Source organism: Nannocystis bainbridge, assembly GCF_028368995.1.
Classification (GTDB): Bacteria; Myxococcota_A; Polyangia; order Nannocystales; family Nannocystaceae; genus Nannocystis; species Nannocystis bainbridge.
On record NZ_JAQNDL010000001.1, the window covers coordinates 3,658,038 to 3,680,157 of the forward strand.

The window sequence follows — 22,120 nt, forward strand, 5'->3', positions numbered from 1 at the left end:
CCCGCATCACCTCGCGGGCGATGTCCCCGGCCTCGCCGACGCCGCTGCCTCGCAGGCGCTCGCGGCCCGGAATCGTCGCCGCGTCGAACCTCGCGCCGCGCCGCCGAGGATGCACCGCCGCAACGCGTGTTGCAGGCCCGCAACATCGATCGCGCCACGCCGGCCCCGAAGCCCCGCCGCGGCCCCGATCGGCCGCTGGCACGCGAGTTGCTCAAGCACGGGCAGCAAAGGAAATCATCGCATGAATACCCGCCAGATCGTCCTCGCCCTCGTCGCCCTCGACTTCCTCGCCATGACCGTCTACGTGGTCGCCAACCACGGCTATGTCGGCATGTTCGCCGACCTGCTTTCGACCTGGCCCGGCATCCTCACCGCCTTCGACCTGACCATCGCCCTGGTCATGATCGCCGGCTGGATGCTCGTCGACGCCCGCAAGCACGGCCTCACGGTCGCGCCCTACCTCGTCGCCACGCTGGCGTTCGGCTCGCTCGGCCCCCTGGCCTACCTGCTCCGCCGCGAGTCGGCGCTCAAGACCCACTGAAGCGCCAGGTGGAGCGGAAAACATGTCCCGCGGGACAGGCCCGCGGGAGCCGCGAACTCCGCGCAGATCGCGGCTCGCCTAACATGTCCCCCGGGACAGCTAGGGCGAGCCGCGACCTCCCGGCATCGACCTGTTCTTCGCTACATCTCATCCGTCAGCCGCCAGAATCTATGGTCTTTCGAACATGTCTGTTAAGACATGCACGAAAATCATGCTGCACGTGGCCGGCGGTAGCGCTCGGCGGCCACCGCGTCGACGAACTCGCCGAGCAGGTCGAGCGCCGAGCCGACCGGGAACAGCGCGGCGATCTCGGCGTGGACCGTGCGCCGCGCCGCCTCCATCGCCCCGACGCTGGCGCGCACCGCCGGGCCGGCCAGCAGCAGCTTGCGGATCGCCCCGAGGCTGGCCGGCAGCTCGGCGCGCAGCCGGGTCAGCTCGGCGCGCTCGGCCACGCTGGCGCGCGCGGTGAAGCAGACCAGCGGGAAGCTGAGCGTGCCGCGCTCGAGGTCGCGGCTGCGCGGCGCGGCCAGGAGATCGTGGAGGTCCTCGGCGATCCGGCCCACCTCGGCGGTGGCCTCGCCGATCCGGCAATAGGCCGCGACGCGCTCGGGCTCACAGCCGGCGGCGATCGCCGCCAGCTCGGCCGACAGCGCCGACACCGAGGCCCTGTCGGCGTGGTGCTGGCGCGCTCCGGCCTCGTCATGGGCGATCGTGCCGCCGAGATCGCGGTGCCGGGCCGCGACCGCGCGCAGCGAGTGGCGCTGCAGCGACCGCCGCGCGGCCTCGGCCCGACCCGCAGGGACCGCCCCGGCGATCATGTCGACGGCCACCATGTGCAGCGCCAGGCCGGCGTTGTCGACCAGCGCCGCGCGCCGGCGATCGCTGGCGGCCGCCGGGCCGGAGCCGTCGTCGAACAGCTGCAGCGCCATGTCATAAAGGGTGCAGCCGGCCGCGAGGTCGACGTTGGCCTTGCCGCACTCGGACAGCCCGACCAGCAGCGGCAGCGCCGCGGGGTCGGCCATCAGGCTGGACTTCTTTGCTCGCATGCGGGCGAAGAACGCCAACAACAGCTCGCTCTGGGCCGAATCGAGCAACGGGTCGCGGACGACGTCGTCGCACTCGTGGTGGGCGGCGGTGACGGCGATGGCGAGCGTTTCATGCATGACGAAGATCTCAATGGTTAGAGTGCGAACGAACAAGGGAATGGCGAGCGCTTCGCCCCGACCGAGACCATCACAATGACCATGGCGCGGCGAGGCAGCGACTTTATTTCGGAATAGCAGAGTTCGTGTCGAAGCCAAGAGGCCGCCGATCCGCCGGCGGGGCGCGTGATGGGCTTCGGGGGCGGCAAGATGGCTGCCTCGGGCCCGGCGCTCGGGTCGCCGATTGCGGCCCGTAGATCGCGGGGAGGCTGTCTGCGGTAACGTCGCACCCGGGCATGGTCTCCCCTTCGTGTCGAAGGACGAGCTCCCGTCCTCGATGCCCGGGTAGCGTCGCCGACCGGCCTTAACGATCAACCCTTTCGCTGCGAGATGTCGCCGGCGTCGCCAGGCGCCACGTCGCCGAGGAGGCGCGAGAGGGCGATCACAAGTCGTCTCGCGCGCTGCGCCCGGCCCGCGAGCACGTGCCTTCGCGCTCGAGGCATTCGTTGCGCCGTTGAAACTATGCACAGTGGGACCGCGCGGCGGAGGTTTCACGCGAGCGTCGACGCGCCCGCGAGAAAGCGCAAAAAAGCGGGCCAGGACGCGGGGGAGGGTGCGTCCTGGCCCGGGGGTGGGGAAGGCAACGTGTGACGGTGGAGCGGGTGCAGCGGCCCGGCCGCCGGGCATGTCCTTTCGCAGGGAGCTCTCGCCGGTGACCGCCGCGCCTCGGTGCATCCCGGGCCGCGTCGTCCCTCGGCTCTCCGGTAGTGTCGCCACCTCGCCTTTCGGGTTAATCGCGTCGATGCATATTGCGAGGATGCAGACGGTGAGACAGCAGCAGATACGCGAATCACCGGAGAACCCGACGCGCCGAGCGCCACGGACATGTACGTCCGCGGCGCTCGCGGTGCCACGATTCGCGGGTGACGCAGGGGCGCAGCCGACTAAGGGATGCATCGCGGGTGCTCCTCAGCCAGGTGACCGAAGGGCGCCGAACAATTTCTCGCAGCGCCGAATTCTCGATCACCCGCCGGTGCGCCGCCTCCGCGCGCGGCCGGCCGCGGAGGCCCCATCGTCACCGTCCACGAGGTCGGCCAGGACGACGGCCAGGTGCCCGTGGCGACGGCGCTCGTCCGCGGCGCCGCCCTCGACGCGTGGGCCCGTGACGGCCGTGGCGCGAGGTCGCCCGCCCTCGGCTAATCATCGAGGCGTTCGCCGAAGCAGGAATCCGCGAGGTCGTAGCCGTACTTGTGGCAGTACTTCATGGCCTTCTTCTCGCACCATTCCCTGGAGTAGTCTTCTGGATCGATGGCCCCGCTCACGCGATTGTAGGCATCCCTGCCCTCGCATTTGGCCAGGCAATACGTCGCCAACTCCTCCTCCTCCTCTTCCTCCTCGCCGTGGCCGCTGGCGCCGCACTCGTAGTCGCGGGGGACCGTGTCGTTTTGGGGGGAGGCGAGGAAGAGCACAGTCATGAGCAACATCTGGGACTGGATCAGCATTTTTTCCTCTTTTCCGATCGGCGTATCGATATACGCCGACGTGACGAAAACATAATCGCGTTCCTCGTGATTTCCAGCGGGCAACAGGAGCATTTTCTACCCGTCGGCCTGGCCGAAGAGGAGGTCGCGTCCGCTTGCGACAGCCCTACGCGGATCCGAGATGTCGTGCCATCGATCGCGCGTCCGCCGGGCTGATGCCGCCGAGGTCGTCGGTATCGATGGCGAAGGCAGCCTCATGGACCTGGGCAAGCACGGCTGTCATGCCCTCCGCCGTGGCTGGCGCCGCGGGCAGGAAGCGCACGTCGACGCCGCATTCCGCGAATGCGCTGTCGGTGACCGGGTGGAGCTCGACACCTCCTCGCAGTCGCGGTCCCTGTCGGCCCCGCGATTGCGCTGGCACATAGCGAGGTCGCGGCGCTCGGTCTCACGCCACCGCGAGCAGGGCCTGCAAGATCGCCTGCGAGCGGCGCTGGCCGTAGCCGCGCCCGTAGGCGCGGCTCGTGATGGCGACCACCACGTCCAGCGCCGGCACCACGTAGATCTTGTTGCCGCCGTTGCCCGAGGCGAAGAGCACGCGCACCGGCCCGCCGCGCGCTGCGTGCGTGGCGTGGTACCAGTAGAGACCGTAGTGCGAGGCGAAGGGATCGGTGTCGCCGATGGCGAAGGCCGGTCGCTGCGTGCCCTCGATCCACTCGCGGCCCAGCACGCGCGTTTCGCCGTGTCGGCCGCCGTCCGCCAGCAGACGGCCGATGCGGAGCAAGTCGTGCACTGCGAGCGAGAGGTTGCCCTGGCCCTTCACGTTGCCGGCCGCGTCGCGGGCCCAATGCCAGCGCGTGATGCCGAGCGGCGCGAACAGGGCGTCGCGGGCGAAGGCTTCGAGGTCCTGACCGCAGGCCTGCTGCACGACGAGGCCGGCGACGTAGGCGGCCAGCGAGTTGTAGCGGTAGTGCAGGCCCGGCGCCGTGGCTCGCGGCACCGACCAGGCGAAGGCCACCGGATCGGGCGCGGCGTCCATGAGATCCTCGCGGCCGGGCGAGGCGGGATCCTCGTCGTCGGCGTCGACGCCGCTGCGCATGTCGAGCAGGTCGCGCAGCGGCACGTCGGCGAAGGCGCTGCCGCGCGCGGCCGGGAGGTAGCGCTGCACGGGATCGGCGAGATCGCGCAACATGCCGCGATCGAAGGCCGCGCCGGCCAGCAGCGAGGTGATGCTCTTGCCGGCGGAGCGCACGTCGTGCAGCTCGTCGGCGCGCGCGCCGTTGTAGGTGCGCGACGCGACCCGTCGCCCGCCGCGGTCCACGCTGACGGCGCGCAGGTCGGCGTGTTCGTCGTGGTCGAAGCCGGCGAGCACGTCGTCGAACCCGTCCGCGGCGCGCGGCGGATTCGAGAGCGCCGGGGTGCAGGCGACCAGCGGCAGGGCGCGGAGCAGGTCACGGCGGCGCATGGGCATCGGCGTCGAGGGGTCGTCAGTAGACGAACGGCACGATGCGGTACGGCACCTTCTCGCAGTAGCGGTCCCAGTCGGCCCCGTACTTGCGCTGGCACATCGCGTGGTCGCGGCGCTCACGGTTGAGCAGCAGCGGCGCGAAGTAGAAGAAGTAGAAGTACGGCACGAGGCTGCCGCTGCCGCACGCCATGCACCACGCCAGCGCCATCATGAGGTCGCCCATGTAGTTGGCGTGGCGCGCGAGGCCCCACCAGCCCGACAGCAGCAGCTTGCTGCCGCGCGCGGTCTCCATGGCGACCGGGACCTCGCCCCAGATCGGTCGCCGGGGGTCGCGGCGGAACCGCAGCTTCTGCAGGTTCGAGTCGCGGAACACGTAGTAACCGGCGAAGTTGAAGATGATGATCGCGGCCGCGGCGACCACCGACAGCTCGGGCCGCGCCTCGAGCACGTACTGCTGCTGCAGCGTGAAGTTGAACGGCATCCACGCGAGGAACGCGAACCACAGCATGAAGCCGAGGTTCTCCTCGATGATGTCGAGCGTCGCCAGCAGGTTCGACTCGAACACGAAGAACTCGAAGATGTAGAACAGCTGGCACAGGCTGACGACCAGCATCGCCGTCGAGAGCGACCCGTGCGCCTGCAGCTCGGCCGCCGGCATGAGGATGGCGAACAGCCCCCACGTGCCCATGCCGATGCGCGACTCGAAGAAGAACTTGACGTCGTGACGACCGACCCGCGGGTTGAGCATCGCGCCCATGTAGAAGTCGTAGATCCCCACCCCGGAGCTGCGCTCGAGGTGCGCCCGCCGCCGGCCCGCCGCGTAGGTGAGCGCCGCGCCGGCGAACGCAAACACGACCGAGATCGTCAGCAGCGGCCCGAGCTGCGCCAGCACGGCCGCCGGCGAGACGATGTCGGCGGCGATGCCCGCGACCAGCAGCGCCATCGTCAGGCCGAACGCGACCAGCCCGTTGAGGCGGTACTCGGCCTGCTCGCCGTGCGCGGTCCGCCGCCCCTGCACCACGCGGCCCGGCACCACCACGTAGAGCAGCGCCTGCAGCCCGAGCCAGCCGGTGAACATCGCCGCGGCCTCCCAGGTCGGCGCCGGGATCATCGCCAGCAGCTCGGCGAGCGAGCCCGGCAACCACAGCGAGCCGCCGTGCTGGGCCACCGCCGACCACAGATAAAACGTGATCGTCGGCATCAGGATCGTCAGCGCGAGCGCGCCCCCCGGGCCGCCGAATTGGTCGGGGCGGGTCCTGTTGTTGGTCGTCTCCGCGTCGCCGGTCATCGGCCGCGACGATAGAGGCGCCGCTCGCCGATCTCCAGCCCGGCCGCAGCCCCACGCGCGCCCGCGCCGTGACGCTCGCGCGGTCCAACGCCCGCGCAAGGCCTCCTGGCGCCCCTCCCCGGCCTCGTTGCAGCGAACGCGTCGTGATCCCGAGCACGACACCCGCGGATACAGATCTCCCCGCGCCGTGCCGCGTCACCCGCGATGCGCGCGACCTGGCCCCGCGTCTTCGGTGCCGCTCCGAGGCTCGACGCCTCCGCCCCGTGCATCACGCCAGAACGCACCCCGCCGGGCGCCTTCGGTGCCGCCCCGAGACCCGAGCCTCCGAGCGACCTCACCCCGCGCCGCAGCACTTTCAGACATGTCCTTTACAACATGCCCTGATCGCCATGTCCTTATCGACATGTCTGATCCGGCATACGCACCCGCCGCTTCAGCCGCGGGCCAGCGTCGTCAGCTCGAGCCCGGCCGTCTCGCGCAGCCAGTGCTCGATCAGCCGGAACGACACCGACAGCGGCGGCGGCAGCACCAGCGAGCCGTCGGCCAGCGAGCCCACGATCTCGTCGGCCGTGAACCACCGGGCCGCCTCGAGCTCCGGGCCCACCTGCAGCTCCGGGCCCTGCGCCTCCGCGGTGAAGCCCAGCATCAGCGACGCCGGGAACGGCCACGGCTGCGACGAGTGGTAATCGCACTCGGCCACCGTCACCCCGCTCTCCTCGAACACCTCGCGGCGGACCGCGTCCTCGAGCGTCTCGCCTGGCTCGACGAACCCTGCCAGCGTCGAGAAGCGGCCTGGCGGCCAGCTGGCCTGGCGGCCGAGCAGGCACGCGTCGCCCCAGCCGACGATGACGATGATCGCCGGGTCGGTGCGCGGGAAGTGTTCGATGCGGCAGGCCGGATTGGTGCAGCGGGCCCGGTGCCCCGCCGACACGAAGATCGTCGGCGAACCGCACGCGCCGCAGAAGCGGGCTCGCGTCTGCCAGTGGAGCAGCCCGCGGGCGTACGCGAACAGCCCGGCGTCGAAGGCCGGCAGCGCCAGCCCGGCCGCGCGCAGGTCCATCCATTGCCCGCCGAGCTCGCGCGCCAGCGGCTCCTCGTCGTCGCCGGCGTGGGCCACCGCGAAGTGGGCCACCTGCTCCGCCTCGCCCAGATAGAACAGCGGCGCCGTCGCCAGCCACGCCGCCCGCTCCGCCTCGGCCAGCAGGCGCAGCCCGCGGCGCGTCGCGTCGACCAGCGCCTTGCCGTCCGGGCGCACCACCGCGTATCGCGTCGTCTCGGCCGTCCTGCGCGTCTCGATCCACCCCGCGTCGTCGCGGCGCTCGCTCGCGCGGTCGAGCGCCAGCGCGGCGAACACATTGTTGCGGCTGCGGGTGCTGGTCGCCATCGTCAGAGTTCCTCCTGCGCCCGTCGGCGTGGGCGAGCGCGGCCGGGGCCTGGGCGGGGACGCGGGAGCATCGGCGGCGGGCAGCATGCCGCGTCCGTCCGCCCCGCGCCAGCGGCCCTGGCGACCGCCGCCACGCCAGGCCATGCACGCCACCGATCGGCCGCCCGCCTCGCCCCGCGGTGACCCCGCGAGCGTCCGCGCATTCACATCACATGTCTCTCGGGACATCTACCCAATCGCCGCCGCGAATCACGGTTGCGTCCCCGGATTAGGGGTTCCTCGCCCGCAGAGGTGTCGGCGAACGACCCCTGAACAAAAGACTAGCTGTGGCGCGCGGTATCGCGTACAAGGAGCGCGGAGACACCCCCTCATGTCCATCACGTTTTACTACAACCCCATGTCCTCGGCCTCTCGCGTCCAGCTCACCCTCGCGGAGCTCGACATCCCCCACGAGAAGGTCTTCGTCGACCTGCAGGCGAAGGACCAGCGCAAGCCCGAGTTCCTCAAGCTCAACCCCAACGGCAAGATCCCCACGATCGTCGTCGACGGCCAGCCGATGTTCGAGTCGATCGCCATCCAGATCTACCTGGGCGAGCGCTACGGCGTCGAGCGCGGCCTGTGGCCGGCCGTCGGCTCACGCGAGCACATGCAAGCCCTGACCTGGCTGTGCTGGGCCCAGGTCTCGCTCGGCACCCCGCTCTTCACGTACATGCACAACGCCAGCGAGCAGGTCCCTGCCGAGGCGCGCAACGCCGTGCAGGCCGAGCGGGCGCTGGCCGAGCTGCACGAGGCCCTGGCGATCCTCGACGCCCGCCTCGGCGAGACCGGCAACATCGTCCACGACAAGTGGACCCTCGTCGACGCCGACGTGTCGAGCGTGCTCGGATGGGGCCTCTACATGATCAAGCTCGACGCCTCCAAGTACACCCATCTCACTGCCTGGCTGGAGCGCGCGGACAGCCGCCCCGCCGCCCGCGCCCTGAGGGAAGCCCACCAGCAGGCCTGATCGCGCCCCGCGGGCGTGATTCGCGGTGGCACGATTGTCGCCACCGCACGGCCGCCCTGGTCTCGGCCGAGTCTGCGAATGGCGAGACGACCCGAGGCTTCGCGCGTCAATCGCGACACCACCCCGCGGACAGCGGGGTGGCGCGAAGCTCTTCGCGCTCGGCTCAAGCCTGCCGACGCCGCCAGGCCAGCAAGCCCAGCCCCATCAGCGCCAGCCCGCCCGCGGGCGAGCCCCCGTTGGCGTTGCACTCGCAGCCGACCTCGCCCTCCGCGTGGCAGGTGTTGCCCTTGCACTCGGCGCTGCCCTCCGCGTACACCTCGATGTCGAGCAACGCCTTGAGCGCGTCGACGCAGGCGTCGAGCTGCCCGCCGACGTCGACGAACTGCCCGTCGCAGAACAGCGCGCCCTCGGGCCGCTGGCAGTGCAGCTTGCAGCCGCCCTCGAGGTCGGCCCGGCAGTTGACGTAGCCGCTGGCCTGGCAATCGATCTGGCAGTCGATGTTGGCCTGCGCGTCGCACGAGCCGGTGCACGACGCCTGGCACTTGGCCTCGCAGTCGACCTCCGGCGGGGTGACCTTGCACTGGCCGTCGCAGCCGGCCGAGCAGGTCGCCTCGCACGAGGCCTTGCACTCGCCCCCGTTCGCCGACGCCGAGCATTTGCCGTCGCAGTTGGCGCTGCAGTCGGCCTGGCACTCGAGCTGGCAGTTGAACTCGCCCGGGTCCACGTCGCAATCGGCCCGGCACTCGCCCTCGCAGCTGCCGACACAATCGACGCTGGCCTCGGCGTTGCAATCACCCGCGCACTCGGCCCGCAGGTCCGCGGCGCAGGCGGCGGTCAAGCTGACCGGCTTGCACATGCCCTCGCACACCGGGCCGACGTACACCGTACATTCGGCGCCGCCCTGCACGAAGATCTCGCCGCAGGGCGCCAGGCTGGAATCGGCCCGGACCTCGGCCGCGAGCAGCAGCGGGATCGCAAAGGCCAATGTATGGAGGAGGCTGGAGAAGGTGCGTCGCATGTCGAGACCTCTGGGGGGCGACGTTGCCATTACACGCGATCGCCGACGCGGCCAGCCCCGACGAGCACGCCGACGCCCCGGAGAGCGAGCCCAGCCGCGATGAAGCCAGCCAGGCGACGCTCGCGCTCGCCGCCCGGTCGATTCACCTCTGCGCATCGAAGGCCTCCGGCGAGCGGCCGAGCCCGGTCGCAGTGCCCGGATAGATGTCCGGCGCAATTCGCGTCTCACCGCCGAGGCAGCTCACGAATCGACCGCTCGCTGCAATTGCAACGAACATCCCCACCGACGCTACCCGGCATCACGACACCATCAGCCTCGCGCCCATCCTCTCCGTGCAGCGAAAGTTTTCGCGCCGGGCGCTCGCGCTCGTGCACCCTCCTGCGAACCCCGACCTCCGTCACCCGCTGCCGCGTGGCACCGCCCGATCTGCGCCCGCCTGCGCTCTCGCCATTCTATTCATTCCGGTCGCGCGCCACCGCGGAACTCGCCCTCACCGCGCCCATTCCCTGCCCTTTGCCCCCGGTTTGCGACGCCCGGAGCGGCGTGCCACGCTCCCCCTCCGTGATGATTCGCCTCCTCCCCGCGGCGCTGCTGGTCGGCAGCGCTGCTTGCATCTTCCCGCTCTCGCCCGACCCCACCGGCTCCGACCCGGACACCGATGCCTCCGGGAGCACCACCGGCGCCGTCGACCCCGTCACCGGCGAGCCCGACCCCACCGGCGGCCCCGGCACCACCGCCGCGCCCACCACCAGCGGCGCCACCACCAGCGACGGCAGCGGCGAGCCCTCCACGGGCGGGCCCGACATCACCGGCGACGACCCCTCGCCGGCCCCGATCGTCACCGAGGTGTGGGAGTTCGACGCCATGGACCTCGGTGACGTCGACGGCGACGGCCGCCTCGACCTCGTCACCTCCGGCACCGGCGCTCCCCCGCGCATCACCGTCTACCCCGGCCGCGGCGACGGCAGCTTCGACCGCGACGCCGCCGTCGACAGCCCGCTGTTCGGCTTCTCGCAGTTCGTCGTCGCCGACGTCACCGGAGACGGGCGCGCCGACGTCCTGGCCCATGGGACAGGTAGCCCGCCGCGGATCACCGTCTACGCCGGCGGCGACGACCTCACCGTCTCCGAGCTGGCCACCACCCAGCTCTTCACCTTCAAGCACATGCACGCGGGCGACCTGACCGGCGACGGCCACGCCGACCTCCTGATCGGCGACGGCGACAGCTTCATGCCGTGGGTCCAGGTGTGGCCGGGCACCGAGAGCGGCATCGCCGACGCGCCGCTCTCCGCCGTCAATCCATGGGCCTACGCCCTGCTACGCAGCGGCGACGTCACCGGCGACGGCCACCTCGACCTCGTCACCGCCAGCACCGGCTCCCCGCCGCAGTTGTACGTCCACCCCGGCGACGGCGCCGGCAACCTCGGCGAGCCGCAGATCGCGGAGATCTTCAACCTCTCATGGTTCGACCTCGGCGACTTCGACGGCGACGGCCTCGCCGACGCGGCGACCGACATCCCCGGCAACGCCTGGCGCTTTCAAGTCTACCTCGCCACCCAGGGCGGCTGGACCGACCCGGTCGCCCACGACGGCTTCAACTTCGTGCGCTTCGAGCTCGGCGACCTCGACGGCGACGGCCGCGCCGATCTCGTCGCCCAGGCCGCCGGTTATCCGCCCCGCGTCGAGGTCTACCTCGGCGCCGCGCTGCCCTGATGCGACCTGTCCCGCGAGACAGGTCACGCATCCTTCAGCCCAGCGCCGCCAGCATCGTCGGGTTGTCGATGAAGTAGTGGACGCGACGCACCAGCCCGTCGCGGACCTGCCACACGTGGGCGATCGGCACGTCGTAGCGGCGGCCGTGGGCCCTTTCGGTCCCGCGGGTGCGGCCGAGCGCCACCACGTGCTCCCCGGCGTCGATGAAGCGCTCGAGCGCCAGCGTCGAGTCGAGCGCCTGCATCAGCCGCGCGAAGCACTGCTGCAGCCCCGTCTGGCCCTCGTAGTGCCCGCCCCACGGCACCTCCGTGGATTGATCGATCTGCACCTCGGGCGCGAACAGGGCCAGCGCCGCCGCCAGGTCGCGGCGAGTGAACGCCGCGTACACCTGCTTCACCACCTCCACGTTCGCGCGCCCCTCCGTCGCCCCCGGGAACCACTCCACCTGCTGCTCGCCGCGGCGGCCGTGGTACACGACCCGCTTGCCGTCGATCCACACGTCGTAGCCGACGCAGCCGGCCGCGCGCGTGCGCCGGACGAACTCGGGGTACTTCACCGCGCCCTCCTGGGCCCCGCGGACCGCCGCTTGCACGGCGATGCCGTCGAACTCGCGGGCGATGGCCGGTTCGGCCAGGGACAGCTCGAACGTGCACACCTGGCCGTCGGCCGTGTAATAGGTGCTCCGCCCCGCGCGATAATCGACGTGGTACGACTCGACCCCCGCCGCCGCCAGGCGCGTGACCACGGTCCCGAAGTCGATCGTGCCTGCGTGGGACTGCCGCGCGCAGTCCTCGATCGTCGCCATATTCACATTCGGATTCGTCATATACCCTTCGCTTGCGCCCCTAATCGACGGGGGCACTCGTGATGTGGTGGGTGCGGGCGATCTCCTGCAGCACGCGCATCAGCTCGTCGCGGGCTTGTCTGGGCAATCGACCGAAGAATTCCTGGTCGTTCGCGTCGGCCAGGGCGGCCAGTCGGGGCACCAGGGCCCGCCCTTCCGCCGTCAAGGCCACCGCCTGCTGCCGGCGATCGACCTGCGACGGCGAGCGCGTCGCCAGCCCCTTGCTCTCGAGGCGGTCGATCAGCTTCGACACGGCCCCCTTCGTCATCCCCAACGACTGCACCAGCGCCCCCGGCGAGCCGCTGTCGGGGCCGTAGAGCTCGCGCAGTACCACCCACTCCGACACGCTCACCCCCGACGCCTCGACCTTGAGGCGAAACGCGTGGGACACCTGGTTGGACACCAGCCGCAGCCAGTAGCCCAGGTGCGCCGCGAGCCCGCTGACCTCCTCTTGCGCCCCAGCCGTCATTGCCCGGTCGTTGTAGTTTCCGTGGAAACTATTGTCAACTTTTTCCCGCGGCGCGCGCCTCGCCGGCGGTTTGGGCGCGGCTGCGAGCACGGCGCCCCGTAATGTCGAGCTCGGCGAAGCGACCGCTGCCGATGCCGACGGGTAGAGCGCCCAATTATTTCTGTGGGGAAACAAACACTGTTACTATTGGCTTCTTTGTCTCTGCTCGGGAATAATGGCTGGGGAGAATCCCAGAGATAATGGATCAGCTACTGGCGATGCGGGTCTTCGCGCGAGTCGTCGAAGCCGGCAGTTTTACGCGCGCCGCGGCCTCTTTACAGATGCCGAAGGCCACAGTGACCAAACTGGTGCAGGGCCTGGAGGCGCGTCTGCGCGTCCAGCTGCTCGAACGGACCACGCGGCGCGTCACCGTGACCGCCGACGGCGCCTCCTATTACGAGCATACGGGCCGCCTGCTCGGCGAATTGAGCGACATCGAGGCCACCCTCAGCCACGCGCAGAAGAGCCCGCGCGGCCGCCTGCGCGTCGACCTGGCCACCGCCACCGCCTGCATGCTCATCATCCCCGCGCTGCCGCGGTTTCAGGCGCTGCACCCCGACATCGAGCTCGATCTCGAGATCAGCGACCGGCTCTCCGGCCCCATCGGCGAAAATGTCGATTGCGTCATCCGCGGCGCCGCGTATGACCTCGCCCACGTCTCGCGCCGGCTCGGCGCCGTTCGCTGGGTCACGTGCGCCACGCCCGGCTACCTCGAGCGCCACGGCGCGCCGCAGCACCCGCGCGACCTGGAGGACAGCGAACAGAACCTCGTGGCCTACGTGCCGCCTGCGACGGCCCGGCCGATGGTGCTGCATTTCGAGCGAGACGGCGAGACCCTCGCCATCAAGGGCCGCTGCCGCCTCTCGATCAACGACAGCCAGGCCCACCTCGTCGCCGCCCTCGCCGGCCTCGGCGTGGTCCAGGTCCTCGAGTGCATGGCGCGTCCTCACCTCGAGCGCGGCGAGCTCGTGCCCGTGCTCACCGACTGGCAGCGCCCGCCCCACCCGATCTACATCATGTATCCGCAAAATCGCCACCTCAGCGCCAAGCTGCAGGTGTTCGTCGATTGGGTCGCCGACCTGTTCGCCCCACACAGTTGACTACCGCGCCGGCCGGTTCGCACGTGTGAATCCCCGATCGCACGGATGGGCGGCTCGCCCTGCTCGCCCGAATCATGACACCCGCCCACCTCGACGCCCGTCGCATCGGCGAAACCTCGGCGTGTGGGCGGGGTTTCAGCGGCCATTGTGAGCCCCGCCCATGACACCGCGGCCGGACGTGTCACGACATTCGGGTCGTGAGCCTCCCGCCCGGCGCGCCGCGATCCTTCGCCACGGCGCCGGCAGCTACCCCGGCATCATGGCGAACATGCATTGGCTTGTCCCCTTCATGCTCCTGCTCGGCGCTTGCAACCACGATGGCAGCACCGAGACCGGGTCCTGCTATTACAGCCCGCGCGTCGAGGTGCCGCGCGATGAATACGACGCCGCCGAGGAGGACGGCGAGCTGCCGCAGGAGGCCTGCGAGGCGCTTTGCAACAAGTACCTCGAAGTCGAGGACTCTGGCGGCCCCGAGCAGGTGGAGGCGCCCGAGTGCATCGTCGAGGTCCGGGGGGCCGAGCTCGTGACCATGGATTGCCAGGTCCCGACCGGCTGCGCCTGAGCGGCGACGGTCAGTCGTTGCTCGTCACCCGCTGGATCGCGTCGAGCAGGTCCTTCGCCTGGAACGGCTTGGTCAGGAACGCCAGCGCTCCCGCGCGGAGGCACTGCTTGCGCACGTCGTCGTCGCCGTGCGCCGTCAGCACCACCACGGGCAGCCGCGAATCGCGGCGCCCCAGCTCGACCAGCAGATCGACCCCGCTCATGCCCGGCATCCGCACGTCGAGCACCAGCGCGTTGATCGCCGCCACCTTGCCCGTCTCGAGGAACGCCTCGGCCGACGGGAACGTCTCGACCAGGAAGCCCGTCGAGCCCAGCAGGTTGCCGAGCGAGCGGCGCAGCGAGGCATCGTCGTCGACGATCGCAATCATCCGTTCCTCCGTCATCTCGCGCGCGCTTCCTCGCCCGGGCCGAGCTGCCCGAGTCGGACCGCGAAGCGCACCAGCTCGGCCACCGAGCCCGCGCGCATCTTCTCCATCACCTTCGCCCGCTGCTCCTTGACCGTCGCCTCGCGGGTCCCGAACTCGGCCGCGATCTGCTTGTTCAGCTGGCCGGCCACCACCCCGCGCATCACCTCGCGCTCGCGGAGCGTCAGCGACTCGTAGCGGCTCGTCAGCGCCGCCAGGTCGTCGCGGCCCTGGCGGGCCACCCGGTCGCGCTCGATCGCCTCGCGGATCGCCGCGATCAGGCCCGCCGGCTCGAACGGCTTGGTCATGAACTCGACCGCGCCCGCCTTCATCGCCCGCACCGACATCGGGATGTCGCCTTGCCCGGTGAGGAAGATGATCGGCAGGGTCACCTGCGCGTCGGACAGCCGCCGCTGCAGCTCGAGGCCGTCGAGCAGCGGCAGCTTCACGTCGAGCACCGCGCAGCCGCGGGCCTCCGAGTGGTCGGCCGACAGGAAGCTCTCCGCGCTGGGGAAGGTCTCGACGGCCAGGTCGACCGACGACAGCAGTCGGCTCAGGCTCGTGCGCACGGCCGGGTCGTCGTCGACCACGAAGACCTTCGGTGCAGATCGGGGGGAGGTGGAGGTCGCGCTCATCAAGAGCTCCGCGGCGTCGTCCGGGGCAGGGCCGTGAGGGAGAACCCGAATGTAGCACCGACGCCGGACGCGTTGGAATCGGCCCACAGGCGACCTCCATGTCGCTCGATGATCGACCGGCTGATCGCCAGCCCCATCCCGAGCCCGTTCGCCTTGGTCGTGAAGAACGGCTCGAACAGGTGCGCCGGGGCCAGCGAGCCGATGCCCACCCCCCAGTCCTCGACCTCCACCACCACGGATGGGTCCGCTTCGCCCCATTCGACGAACGTGCGCACTGTGATGCGCCGTCGCCCCGGCTCGACGTCGCGCGACGCGTCGCTGGCGTTGAGGATCAGGTTCAGCACCACCTGTTGCAGCTGGACCGGGTCACCGATCACCGGCGGCAGGTTCGGCTGCAGCGAAGTCTCGAGCACCACCTCCGCCTGCAGCAGCTGGCGGCGCACCACCGGCAGCGCCGCGTACACCACCGCCGTCAGATCGCACGGATTGGTCTCGATCGACGAGCGCGACAGCAGCGCCCGGATCCGCCGCAAGATCTCCCCCGCGCGGTTGCTCTCGCTGGCGATCGCCCCCAGCGACTCGCGCACGTTGTCGAGCTTTGGTTGCGGCGCCGACAGCCAGTTGGTGCAGGCCGCCGCCTCGGCGATGATCGCCGTCAGTGGTTGATTGATCTCGTGGGCGATCGACGCCGCCAGCTCGCCGAGCGTGGTGATGCGGGTGACGTGGGCGAGGTCGGTCTGGGCCCGGTGCAGCGCCGACTCGCTGCGCTCGAGGTCCAGCTCGGCGCGGCGGCGGGCCAGCGCGTTGGCGAACACCTCGCCGAAGATCCGCAGGCGCTGGCGGACCGGGTCGGTCCATTGCATATGGCGCGACGTGCAAGCCAGGTTGAGCGACGCGATCGTCGCCCCGCCGACGATCAGCGGCAGCCCGATCACCGACTTGATCCCCATCGCCGTCAGCGCCAGCCGCTCCTCGGCTTTGTGGTCCGGCATGCGCTGGACGTCGTGGACCGGCACGTCCTCGCCGCGGCGCATCTCCTCCACGCTGTCGGGGAACATCGTCACCGTGTTCGGCGGCAGCCCCACCCCCGACTTGGCCCACGTGTGCGTCGTGACCGCGTCGTGGCCGGTGACCGGGAACCAGAAGATGAAGATGCTGTCGACCTCGAAGAACGCGCCGAGCTGGGCCAGCATCGCGTCGATCTCGGCGTCGAGGCGGTCGGTCGGCGACGCGGCCAGGCGGCTCGAGACGAGCGAGCGCAGCGTCCAGAACCTGACCCGCGAGTCGAGCTCCTCCTCGGCCTGCTTGCGATCCTCGATGTCGGTGCTCGTGCCGTACCACTCGACGATCCCCTGCTCGTCGTAGAGCGGCTGGACCCGCGTCAAGAACCACCGGTACGCCCCGTCGGCGCGGCGCAGCCGGGCCTCGAACGAGCCCGGCTCGCCCGACTGCACCAGCCGCTGCCAGTGCGACCTGGCCGCCTCCGTATCGTCGGGGTGGGTCGCGCTCGGGTGGCGCTGCGCCTGCGCCTCGGCCAGCGACAGCCCGGTGTAATCGAGCCACTGGCGGTTGAAGAACATCGCCGCGCCGTCGGGCCGGGCCGACCACGCCAGCGTCGGGATCGTGTCGATGATGCGCGTCAGTCGGTCCTCCGAGCGACCGGCCTCCGCGTAGAGGCGCGCGTTCTCCAGCGAGATCGCCGCCTGCGACGCCAGCAGCGTCAGCACCGCGATCCGCTCCGACGTGAAAGCGTGCGGCGTCAGCGTGTTCTCGAGCAGCAGCACCGCGACCAGCTGCGACGGCTTGGCCAGCGGCAGGCACAGCAGCGAGCGACAGCCGTGCCTGGTGACGTATGGGTCGTCCGCGAACGGGTGCGCCTGCCGGGCGTCCTCGAGCAGCACGCTCTGGCGGGTGCGCGCCACGTACTGGATCACCGTCTCCGGCAGCGCCTCGGCCGGCGCCGACGGCCCGCGCAGCTGCACCGTCACCCCGTCCTTGCCGGTCGTCGCCACCGCCGCGACCTCGACCTCGCCGCGGGCCAGCGTCACCAGCACCCCGCGCGTCGCCCCTGCGCTCTCGACCGTCGTGCGCATCAACGCCTCGATCAACCGGTCGAGCACGATCTCGCTCGACAGCGCCTGCGAGGCCCGGATCACCGCCGCCGCGTCGAGCCGCTCGAGCAGCGTCTCGCTCGACGGCATCACCGCCGGGCGACCGGCCCGCAGCCGCCGCGCCAGCAGCTCCACCTTGCCGCGCGCCCCCCAGCGGTCGTAGAGCGCCTGCGCCTCGCGGGTGTACGCCGCCGCGATCGTGGCGAACCCGCGGCGCTCGTGGAAGCGCGCCGCCAGGTCGTTGGCGATCGCCTCGAACTGTACGAAGCCGGCCTCGCGCGCCAGCCCGATCGCCCGCTCGTACAGCCGCTCCGCCGCCAGCTCGTGACCCTGCAGGCGGGCCAGCTCCGCCTCGACCAGCGCCGCCTGGCAGCCGAACGTCGGCGGCGAGTCCACGGCCCAGGTGACCAGCTGGGTGTGATGCGCCGCCACCAGCGCGACGTGATCGCGCCCGGGCGCGCCGTCGCTGACCGCCGCGTGGGCCAGCGCCGAGTACAGGTGGAACTCGGCCTCCTCGTAGAACAGCGCCGCCAGCTCGATACTCTCGTGGGCCCGTGCGGCGATGGCTTGGGCCTCGGCGAAGCGCTCGAGGTGGAAGCAGGCCTGGAGCTCGCGGATCCAGCGAAACACCGCGAGCAGGGCGCCGGGGATCGATCGGTCGTCGACGAGCCGGGCTTCGGCGGTCGCGGCCGAGGGATCGTCGAGCGGCGCGCGCAGGGTCCGGATCAGCGCGAGCTGGGCCCCGATCAGGTCGACGGCGAAGGCGTAGCCGGCCCGGCGCGCCACGCCGAGAGCGGCCTCTGCCTCGCGCAGCACCTCGGCCAGCGGGGCCCCCGCGGCCAGGCGGAACGTGATCGCAAACCCGGCGCAGTACGACGCGTAGGTGAGGTCGCCGCTCTCGAGCGCGGTCTCGCCGGCGCGCCACGTGATCGCATGGCTGGCGCGCAGGTGGCTGGTCCACGGGATCACGTTGGTGGCGAACACCATCTGCACGCGCGCGGCGTAGCGGTCGAGCCCGCGCCGCTCGACCAGGTCGGCGCTCAGCCGGCCGAACCGGTGGCCGTCGCGATAAGCGGCGAAACGCGGACCGATCACCGTGCCGAGCAGCGAGAAGGCCAGCGCCGAGCCGTCGGTGATGCCGTGCTCGAGGCTGAGCAGGACGATGTGGACGATCAGCAGCGCGTAAAGGTTCTTGTCGGCGAAGTACGCCGGCGTGGTGAACAGCGACAGCACGTCGACCGTGGCGCGCCGCCCCGGGTCGGTCATCGGCGGCAGGTCGAACAGCGACTCGATCGTGCGCTCGCCCATGCGCGCGCGCATGCCCTGGTACTGCGCCCGCACCTCCGCGTCGGTCGGCGCCGGCGGCAGCGCGATGCCGACGCTGCGCAAGTAATCGAGGCAGATCGGCACCACCCGATCGAACCTGTCGGAGGTCGTGTACAGGTGGACCTGCATGCACACGATCGCCGCCCGCTCGATCGGGTCGCTCACGTGCGAGGCCAGCCGCGACAGCCGCGCCTCGGCCGAATCATTGGCCCCGTCGAGCCGCTCGCACTCCGCCAGCGCCAGCTCGATCGGGAACGTCAGCGCCGGGCAGCGCTGCCAGCGGTCGGCCGGCAGCAGCGCGTTCGCCTGCGTCAAGTAGCGGTGCGCCTGCGCGTACGCGCTCGAGGCCCGCGCCCGGCCGCCCGCCAGCAGGTTGAGCTCCGCCAGCAGCAGCCGCTCGTCCTCCGCCGCCACCAGCGACGAGCCGGCGTTGTACTGATTGACGACGTCGAACACCGCCTCCTCGCGCCGCTCGCTCGGCGTGCTCGCCAGCAGTCGCTGCGCGATCCGCCGGTGCGCCGCCGGCCGCTCCGACTCGGCCAGCAGCGCATACGAGGCCTCGCGCACGCGGTCGTGGAGGAACGAGTAGGCGCCGTCGAGCTGGTACACCAGGCCCGAGCGGATCGCCTCGGCCAGCGCCGCGTGGATGTGCTCGCCGTGCACGACCTCGAGGATCCGCGCCGGCGCGGTGTGACCGAGGCAAGCCAGATCCTTCAGCGCCTCGCGGGTCGCCGCCGGCAGGCCGCCGAAGCGCGTCATCATCAGCTCGACGACGTTGTCGGTGAAGTTCTGGGCCTGGATCCGCGCGACGTCCCACGTCCAGCTGCCGCTCACCGGGTCGAAGCCGATCAGCGCGTCGTCGTAGAGCGCGCCGACGAACTGGATGGCGAAGAACGGGTTGCCGCTGGTCTTCTCGAACACCAGCCGCGCCAATGGGCGCACGTGCTCGCGGCTGCAGCCCAGCGCCCCGCCGAGCATCTTCTCGAAGTCCTGCACCTGCAGCGGCGGCACCGCGATCTCCCGCAGCGTCGCCCCGGCCGCGGTCATCCGCGCGATCGCCCGCGCCAGCGCGTGGTCGCCATCCACCTGTTGGTCGCGATAGGCGCCGACCAAAAACAAATGCGTGACCTCGTCCTGCCCGACCAGGTGCTCGAGCAGCGCCACCGTCGCCTCGTCGGCCCACTGCAGGTCGTCGAGGAACAGCACCAGCGGGTGCTCGGCCGTCGCCAGGACCCCGAGGAACCGCCGGAACACCGCATAGAAGCGGCTGTTGGCCTCCTCCGGCGCCAGCTCGGCGATCGCCGCCTGCTCGCCGATGACCAGCGCCAGCTCGGGCACCAGGTCGACGATCAGCTTGCCGCTCGGCCCGAGCGCGCGCTGCAGCGACTCGCGCCAGCGCCCGACCTCTTCCTCGCTCTGGGCCAGGATCCCCCGCACCACGGTGCGCAGGCCGCCGGCGAACGGCGCGTACGGGACCTCGCGCGTCGACTCGTCGGCCTTGCCGCTGGCGAACAGCGCCCGCGCCGGCAGCAGCACGCGCCGCAGCTCGCCGACCAGCGACGACTTGCCGGCGCCCGGATAGCCGGTGACCAGCACCAGCTCGCGCGCGCCACCCGATATCGCGCGGGCGAAGGCCGCCAGCAGCTCGTCGCTCTCGCGCTCGCGCCCATACAGCTTGTCCGGCACGCGGAGCCGCCGCGCCACGTCCTGGGCGCCGAGGCGGAACGGCTCGACGCGGCCGAACGACTCCCACTCGGCGAGGCAGCGCCGCAGGTCGGTGAGCACCCCGCGCGCCGACTGGTAGCGGTCCTCCGGCGTCTTCGCCAGCAGCTTGAGCACGATCGCCGACAGCGGCCGCGGCGCATCCGGCACCAGCTCGTGCGGCGGCCTCGGCTCGCGCGCCAAATGCCCGTGCAGCAGCTCCGCCGGGTCGTCGGCCGCGAACGGCAACACCCCGGTCAGCAGCTGGTAGAGCGTCACGCCGAGCGAGTAGAGGTCGCTGCGCGCGTCGGTCGACCGGTTCATGCGCCCGGTCTGCTCCGGGGCCACGTACGCCAGCGTGCCCGCCGGCACCGGCCCGCCGACGCTCTGGTGCTCGCGCCGCGACAGCGAGGCGATGCCGAACCCGGTGAGCCACACCGCACCGGCGCGCGCGTCGACCAGGATGTTGGCCGGCCGCAGATCCTTGTGGGTGATGCCGCGGTCGTGGGCGCGGTCGAGCGCGATCGCCAGGCCGATCGCCGCCCGCAAGAAGGCCGTCGTCTCCCACGCGCGCCCGACCAGCTCGGCCAGGCTGTCGCCGCCCGGATCGCGCAGCAACAACACGAGCCGCCCACCGTCGCGCGCGAGCCCCAGCGGCTGCGCGCCCCACGACGGCTCGATGACGTGGCGCAGCGCCAGCTCGTGCTCGAGGCGCGCGACCGGCCCGCGCACGACCAGCACCGCCGCCCCATCGCTGCGGCGAGCCGCCCGCGCGAGCCCGACGTCGCCCTCCTGCCACAGCGGCGAGCCGCCCATCAATTCGACGGGGAGGGGCTCGCCGGCGCCACCAGAGATCTCGCGCATCGGTAAAACCATGGTCATCGACCGCAGGGCCGCAGGACCGCCCGAGTCTACGCCCTGAGCCGCGAGGGCCGGCGCCGGGCGACACCCGACCTTGGTCGGGTAGCGCGATCCCCCTGCGCCGATGCGGGCTCGTCCGCCCCCGAGGGCCGCGCTATCGTCGACCGCAGTGGCGCGCGGAGTCGGCGAGATCGCGGGAACCCCGGCGCTGGCCTGCGTCGCCGCCACCGCGCTCGCGCTGCTCGTCACCGCCGCGGTGTTCTACCTGCTGGCGCGGCGGCTGCGGGATCAGGCCCGGCTCGAGCAAACCTCGCTGACCACGCCGCCGCCGCTGACGAACGGCCCGGTCGCGCTCGCCGGCACCGTCGAGACCAGCGACGGCGCCGCGGCGATCGAGGTCACGCTCGAGGAGGAGCGCGAAGACGGCGACTGGCGCGAGGTCAGCCGCACCACCGCCGCCCGGCCGTTCGTCCTGCGCCTCGAAGGCGGCGCCGCGGTGCGGGTCGTGCCGGGCGACGCTCCGCTGCTGCTCGACGCCCTCGGCCCCGCCGAGACCCTCGCGCCCGCTCACCAGCGACGGCGCGCGAGCCTCGACAACGGCGAGCGCGTGTTCGTGCGCGGCCTCTTGCGCCGCAGCGGCGAGCCCGGCGGCGCCTCCCCGTACCGCGCTGGCGACCCGCCGTTCGAGCTCGCGGCCCCGCGACGCGGCCCGATGGTGCTGTCAACCGAGGCTTTGAGCGGCGCGCTCGAGCGGCGCGCCGGCGACCACCTCGGCCGCAGCCACCTGCTCCTGGCCAGCCTCGCCGTCGTCGTCCTGCTCTCGCTGCACGTGTTGTTCGCCGCGCTGTGGTGGATCGTCGTCGACGCTCCCCCGCCCACGCTCCAGTTCGACCTCTACTTCTGGGTCATGCTGATCGCCGGCACCGCGATCGCCGGCGCCGTCATCTCGGCCGCGACCGAGCGGCCGTGGTACGCCCGCCGCGGCCCGCGCTGACGCTGTCCTTTACACCATGTCCCATCGCGCATGTCCC

General features: G+C 71.4%; 18 protein-coding genes. 6 read left to right on the forward strand and 12 right to left on the reverse strand.

Annotated elements, in window-relative coordinates; genetic code table 11:
• Positions 1 to 241 precede the first annotated feature (241 nt).
• On the forward strand, positions 242 to 541 hold the full coding sequence (locus tag POL25_RS14305; protein ID WP_272086556.1) for a hypothetical protein: 300 nt from the start codon (positions 242 to 244) through the stop codon (positions 539 to 541).
• A gap of 209 nt (positions 542 to 750) precedes the next feature.
• On the opposite strand, the gene POL25_RS14310 is transcribed toward POL25_RS14305, so the two are convergent.
• From POL25_RS14310 to nudC, 6 genes are all read right to left on the reverse strand, one after another.
• Positions 751 to 1,704: a hypothetical protein gene (locus POL25_RS14310; RefSeq protein WP_272086557.1), complete on the reverse strand. Its 954-nt coding sequence runs from the start codon at positions 1,702 to 1,704 to the stop codon at positions 751 to 753.
• Between the two features lie 1,175 nt (positions 1,705 to 2,879).
• A complete protein-coding gene (locus tag POL25_RS14315; RefSeq protein WP_272086558.1) occupies positions 2,880 to 3,278 on the reverse strand; it encodes a hypothetical protein in 399 nt (132 codons plus the stop codon).
• Positions 3,279 to 3,330: 52 nt separating this feature from the next.
• The gene (locus POL25_RS14320) at positions 3,331 to 3,486 is read right to left on the reverse strand and encodes a hypothetical protein (RefSeq protein ID WP_272086559.1); all 156 of its coding nucleotides are present in this window, start codon (positions 3,484 to 3,486) and stop codon (positions 3,331 to 3,333) included.
• Positions 3,487 to 3,609: 123 nt separating this feature from the next.
• Positions 3,610 to 4,626: a serine hydrolase domain-containing protein gene (locus tag POL25_RS14325; protein ID WP_272086560.1), complete on the reverse strand. Its 1,017-nt coding sequence runs from the start codon at positions 4,624 to 4,626 to the stop codon at positions 3,610 to 3,612.
• 22 nt (positions 4,627 to 4,648) lie between these two features.
• A complete protein-coding gene (locus tag POL25_RS14330) occupies positions 4,649 to 5,917 on the reverse strand; it encodes a phosphatidylethanolamine N-methyltransferase family domain-containing protein (RefSeq protein WP_272086561.1) in 1,269 nt (422 codons plus the stop codon).
• Positions 5,918 to 6,350: 433 nt separating this feature from the next.
• Positions 6,351 to 7,301, reverse strand: a complete 951-nt coding sequence (gene nudC / locus POL25_RS14335) for an NAD(+) diphosphatase (RefSeq protein ID WP_272086562.1) — start codon at positions 7,299 to 7,301, stop codon at positions 6,351 to 6,353.
• Between the two features lie 370 nt (positions 7,302 to 7,671).
• Between nudC and POL25_RS14340 the strand changes: the two genes are divergently transcribed.
• Positions 7,672 to 8,307 (forward strand): glutathione S-transferase family protein, encoded by a 636-nt coding sequence (locus POL25_RS14340; RefSeq protein ID WP_272086563.1) that lies wholly within the window; start codon positions 7,672 to 7,674, stop codon positions 8,305 to 8,307.
• 163 nt (positions 8,308 to 8,470) lie between these two features.
• On the opposite strand, the gene POL25_RS14345 is transcribed toward POL25_RS14340, so the two are convergent.
• Positions 8,471 to 9,325, reverse strand: a complete 855-nt coding sequence (locus POL25_RS14345) for an MYXO-CTERM sorting domain-containing protein (RefSeq protein ID WP_272086564.1) — start codon at positions 9,323 to 9,325, stop codon at positions 8,471 to 8,473.
• Between the two features lie 564 nt (positions 9,326 to 9,889).
• On the opposite strand from POL25_RS14345, the gene POL25_RS14350 reads away from it, so the two are divergent.
• Complete coding sequence (locus POL25_RS14350) at positions 9,890 to 11,038, forward strand: FG-GAP repeat domain-containing protein (RefSeq protein ID WP_272086565.1); 1,149 nt, start codon at positions 9,890 to 9,892, stop codon at positions 11,036 to 11,038.
• A gap of 34 nt (positions 11,039 to 11,072) precedes the next feature.
• On the opposite strand, the gene POL25_RS14355 is transcribed toward POL25_RS14350, so the two are convergent.
• Together POL25_RS14355 and POL25_RS14360 are read right to left on the reverse strand one after the other, a co-directional pair.
• Positions 11,073 to 11,864, reverse strand: a complete 792-nt coding sequence (locus POL25_RS14355) for a nuclear transport factor 2 family protein (protein WP_272086566.1) — start codon at positions 11,862 to 11,864, stop codon at positions 11,073 to 11,075.
• Between the two features lie 19 nt (positions 11,865 to 11,883).
• Complete coding sequence (locus POL25_RS14360) at positions 11,884 to 12,351, reverse strand: MarR family winged helix-turn-helix transcriptional regulator (RefSeq protein WP_272086567.1); 468 nt, start codon at positions 12,349 to 12,351, stop codon at positions 11,884 to 11,886.
• Positions 12,352 to 12,608: 257 nt separating this feature from the next.
• Here POL25_RS14360 and POL25_RS14365 point away from each other — a divergent pair, with 257 nt between their 5' ends.
• Both POL25_RS14365 and POL25_RS14370 read left to right on the forward strand, forming a co-directional pair.
• Positions 12,609 to 13,490 (forward strand): LysR family transcriptional regulator, encoded by an 882-nt coding sequence (locus POL25_RS14365; RefSeq protein WP_272087253.1) that lies wholly within the window; start codon positions 12,609 to 12,611, stop codon positions 13,488 to 13,490.
• Between the two features lie 268 nt (positions 13,491 to 13,758).
• Positions 13,759 to 14,052 carry a hypothetical protein gene (locus POL25_RS14370; RefSeq protein ID WP_272086568.1) on the forward strand — a complete coding sequence of 98 codons (294 nt, stop codon included), beginning with the start codon at positions 13,759 to 13,761 and terminating at the stop codon, positions 14,050 to 14,052.
• Positions 14,053 to 14,062: 10 nt separating this feature from the next.
• Here the strand turns inward: POL25_RS14370 and POL25_RS14375 are convergent, their stop codons facing one another.
• The 3 genes from POL25_RS14375 to POL25_RS14385 are packed head-to-tail and all read right to left on the reverse strand — an operon-like array spanning position 14,063 to position 21,092.
• Positions 14,063 to 14,419, reverse strand: coding sequence for a response regulator transcription factor (locus tag POL25_RS14375; protein ID WP_272086569.1), 357 nt, complete (start codon positions 14,417 to 14,419; stop codon positions 14,063 to 14,065).
• 11 nt (positions 14,420 to 14,430) lie between these two features.
• Complete coding sequence (locus POL25_RS14380) at positions 14,431 to 15,045, reverse strand: response regulator transcription factor (RefSeq protein ID WP_272086570.1); 615 nt, start codon at positions 15,043 to 15,045, stop codon at positions 14,431 to 14,433.
• Positions 15,046 to 15,089: 44 nt separating this feature from the next.
• On the reverse strand, positions 15,090 to 21,092 hold the full coding sequence (locus POL25_RS14385) for an AAA family ATPase (protein ID WP_272086571.1): 6,003 nt from the start codon (positions 21,090 to 21,092) through the stop codon (positions 15,090 to 15,092).
• 166 nt (positions 21,093 to 21,258) lie between these two features.
• Between POL25_RS14385 and POL25_RS14390 the strand changes: the two genes are divergently transcribed.
• Positions 21,259 to 22,083, forward strand: coding sequence for a hypothetical protein (locus POL25_RS14390; protein ID WP_272086572.1), 825 nt, complete (start codon positions 21,259 to 21,261; stop codon positions 22,081 to 22,083).
• Positions 22,084 to 22,120 lie beyond the last annotated feature (37 nt).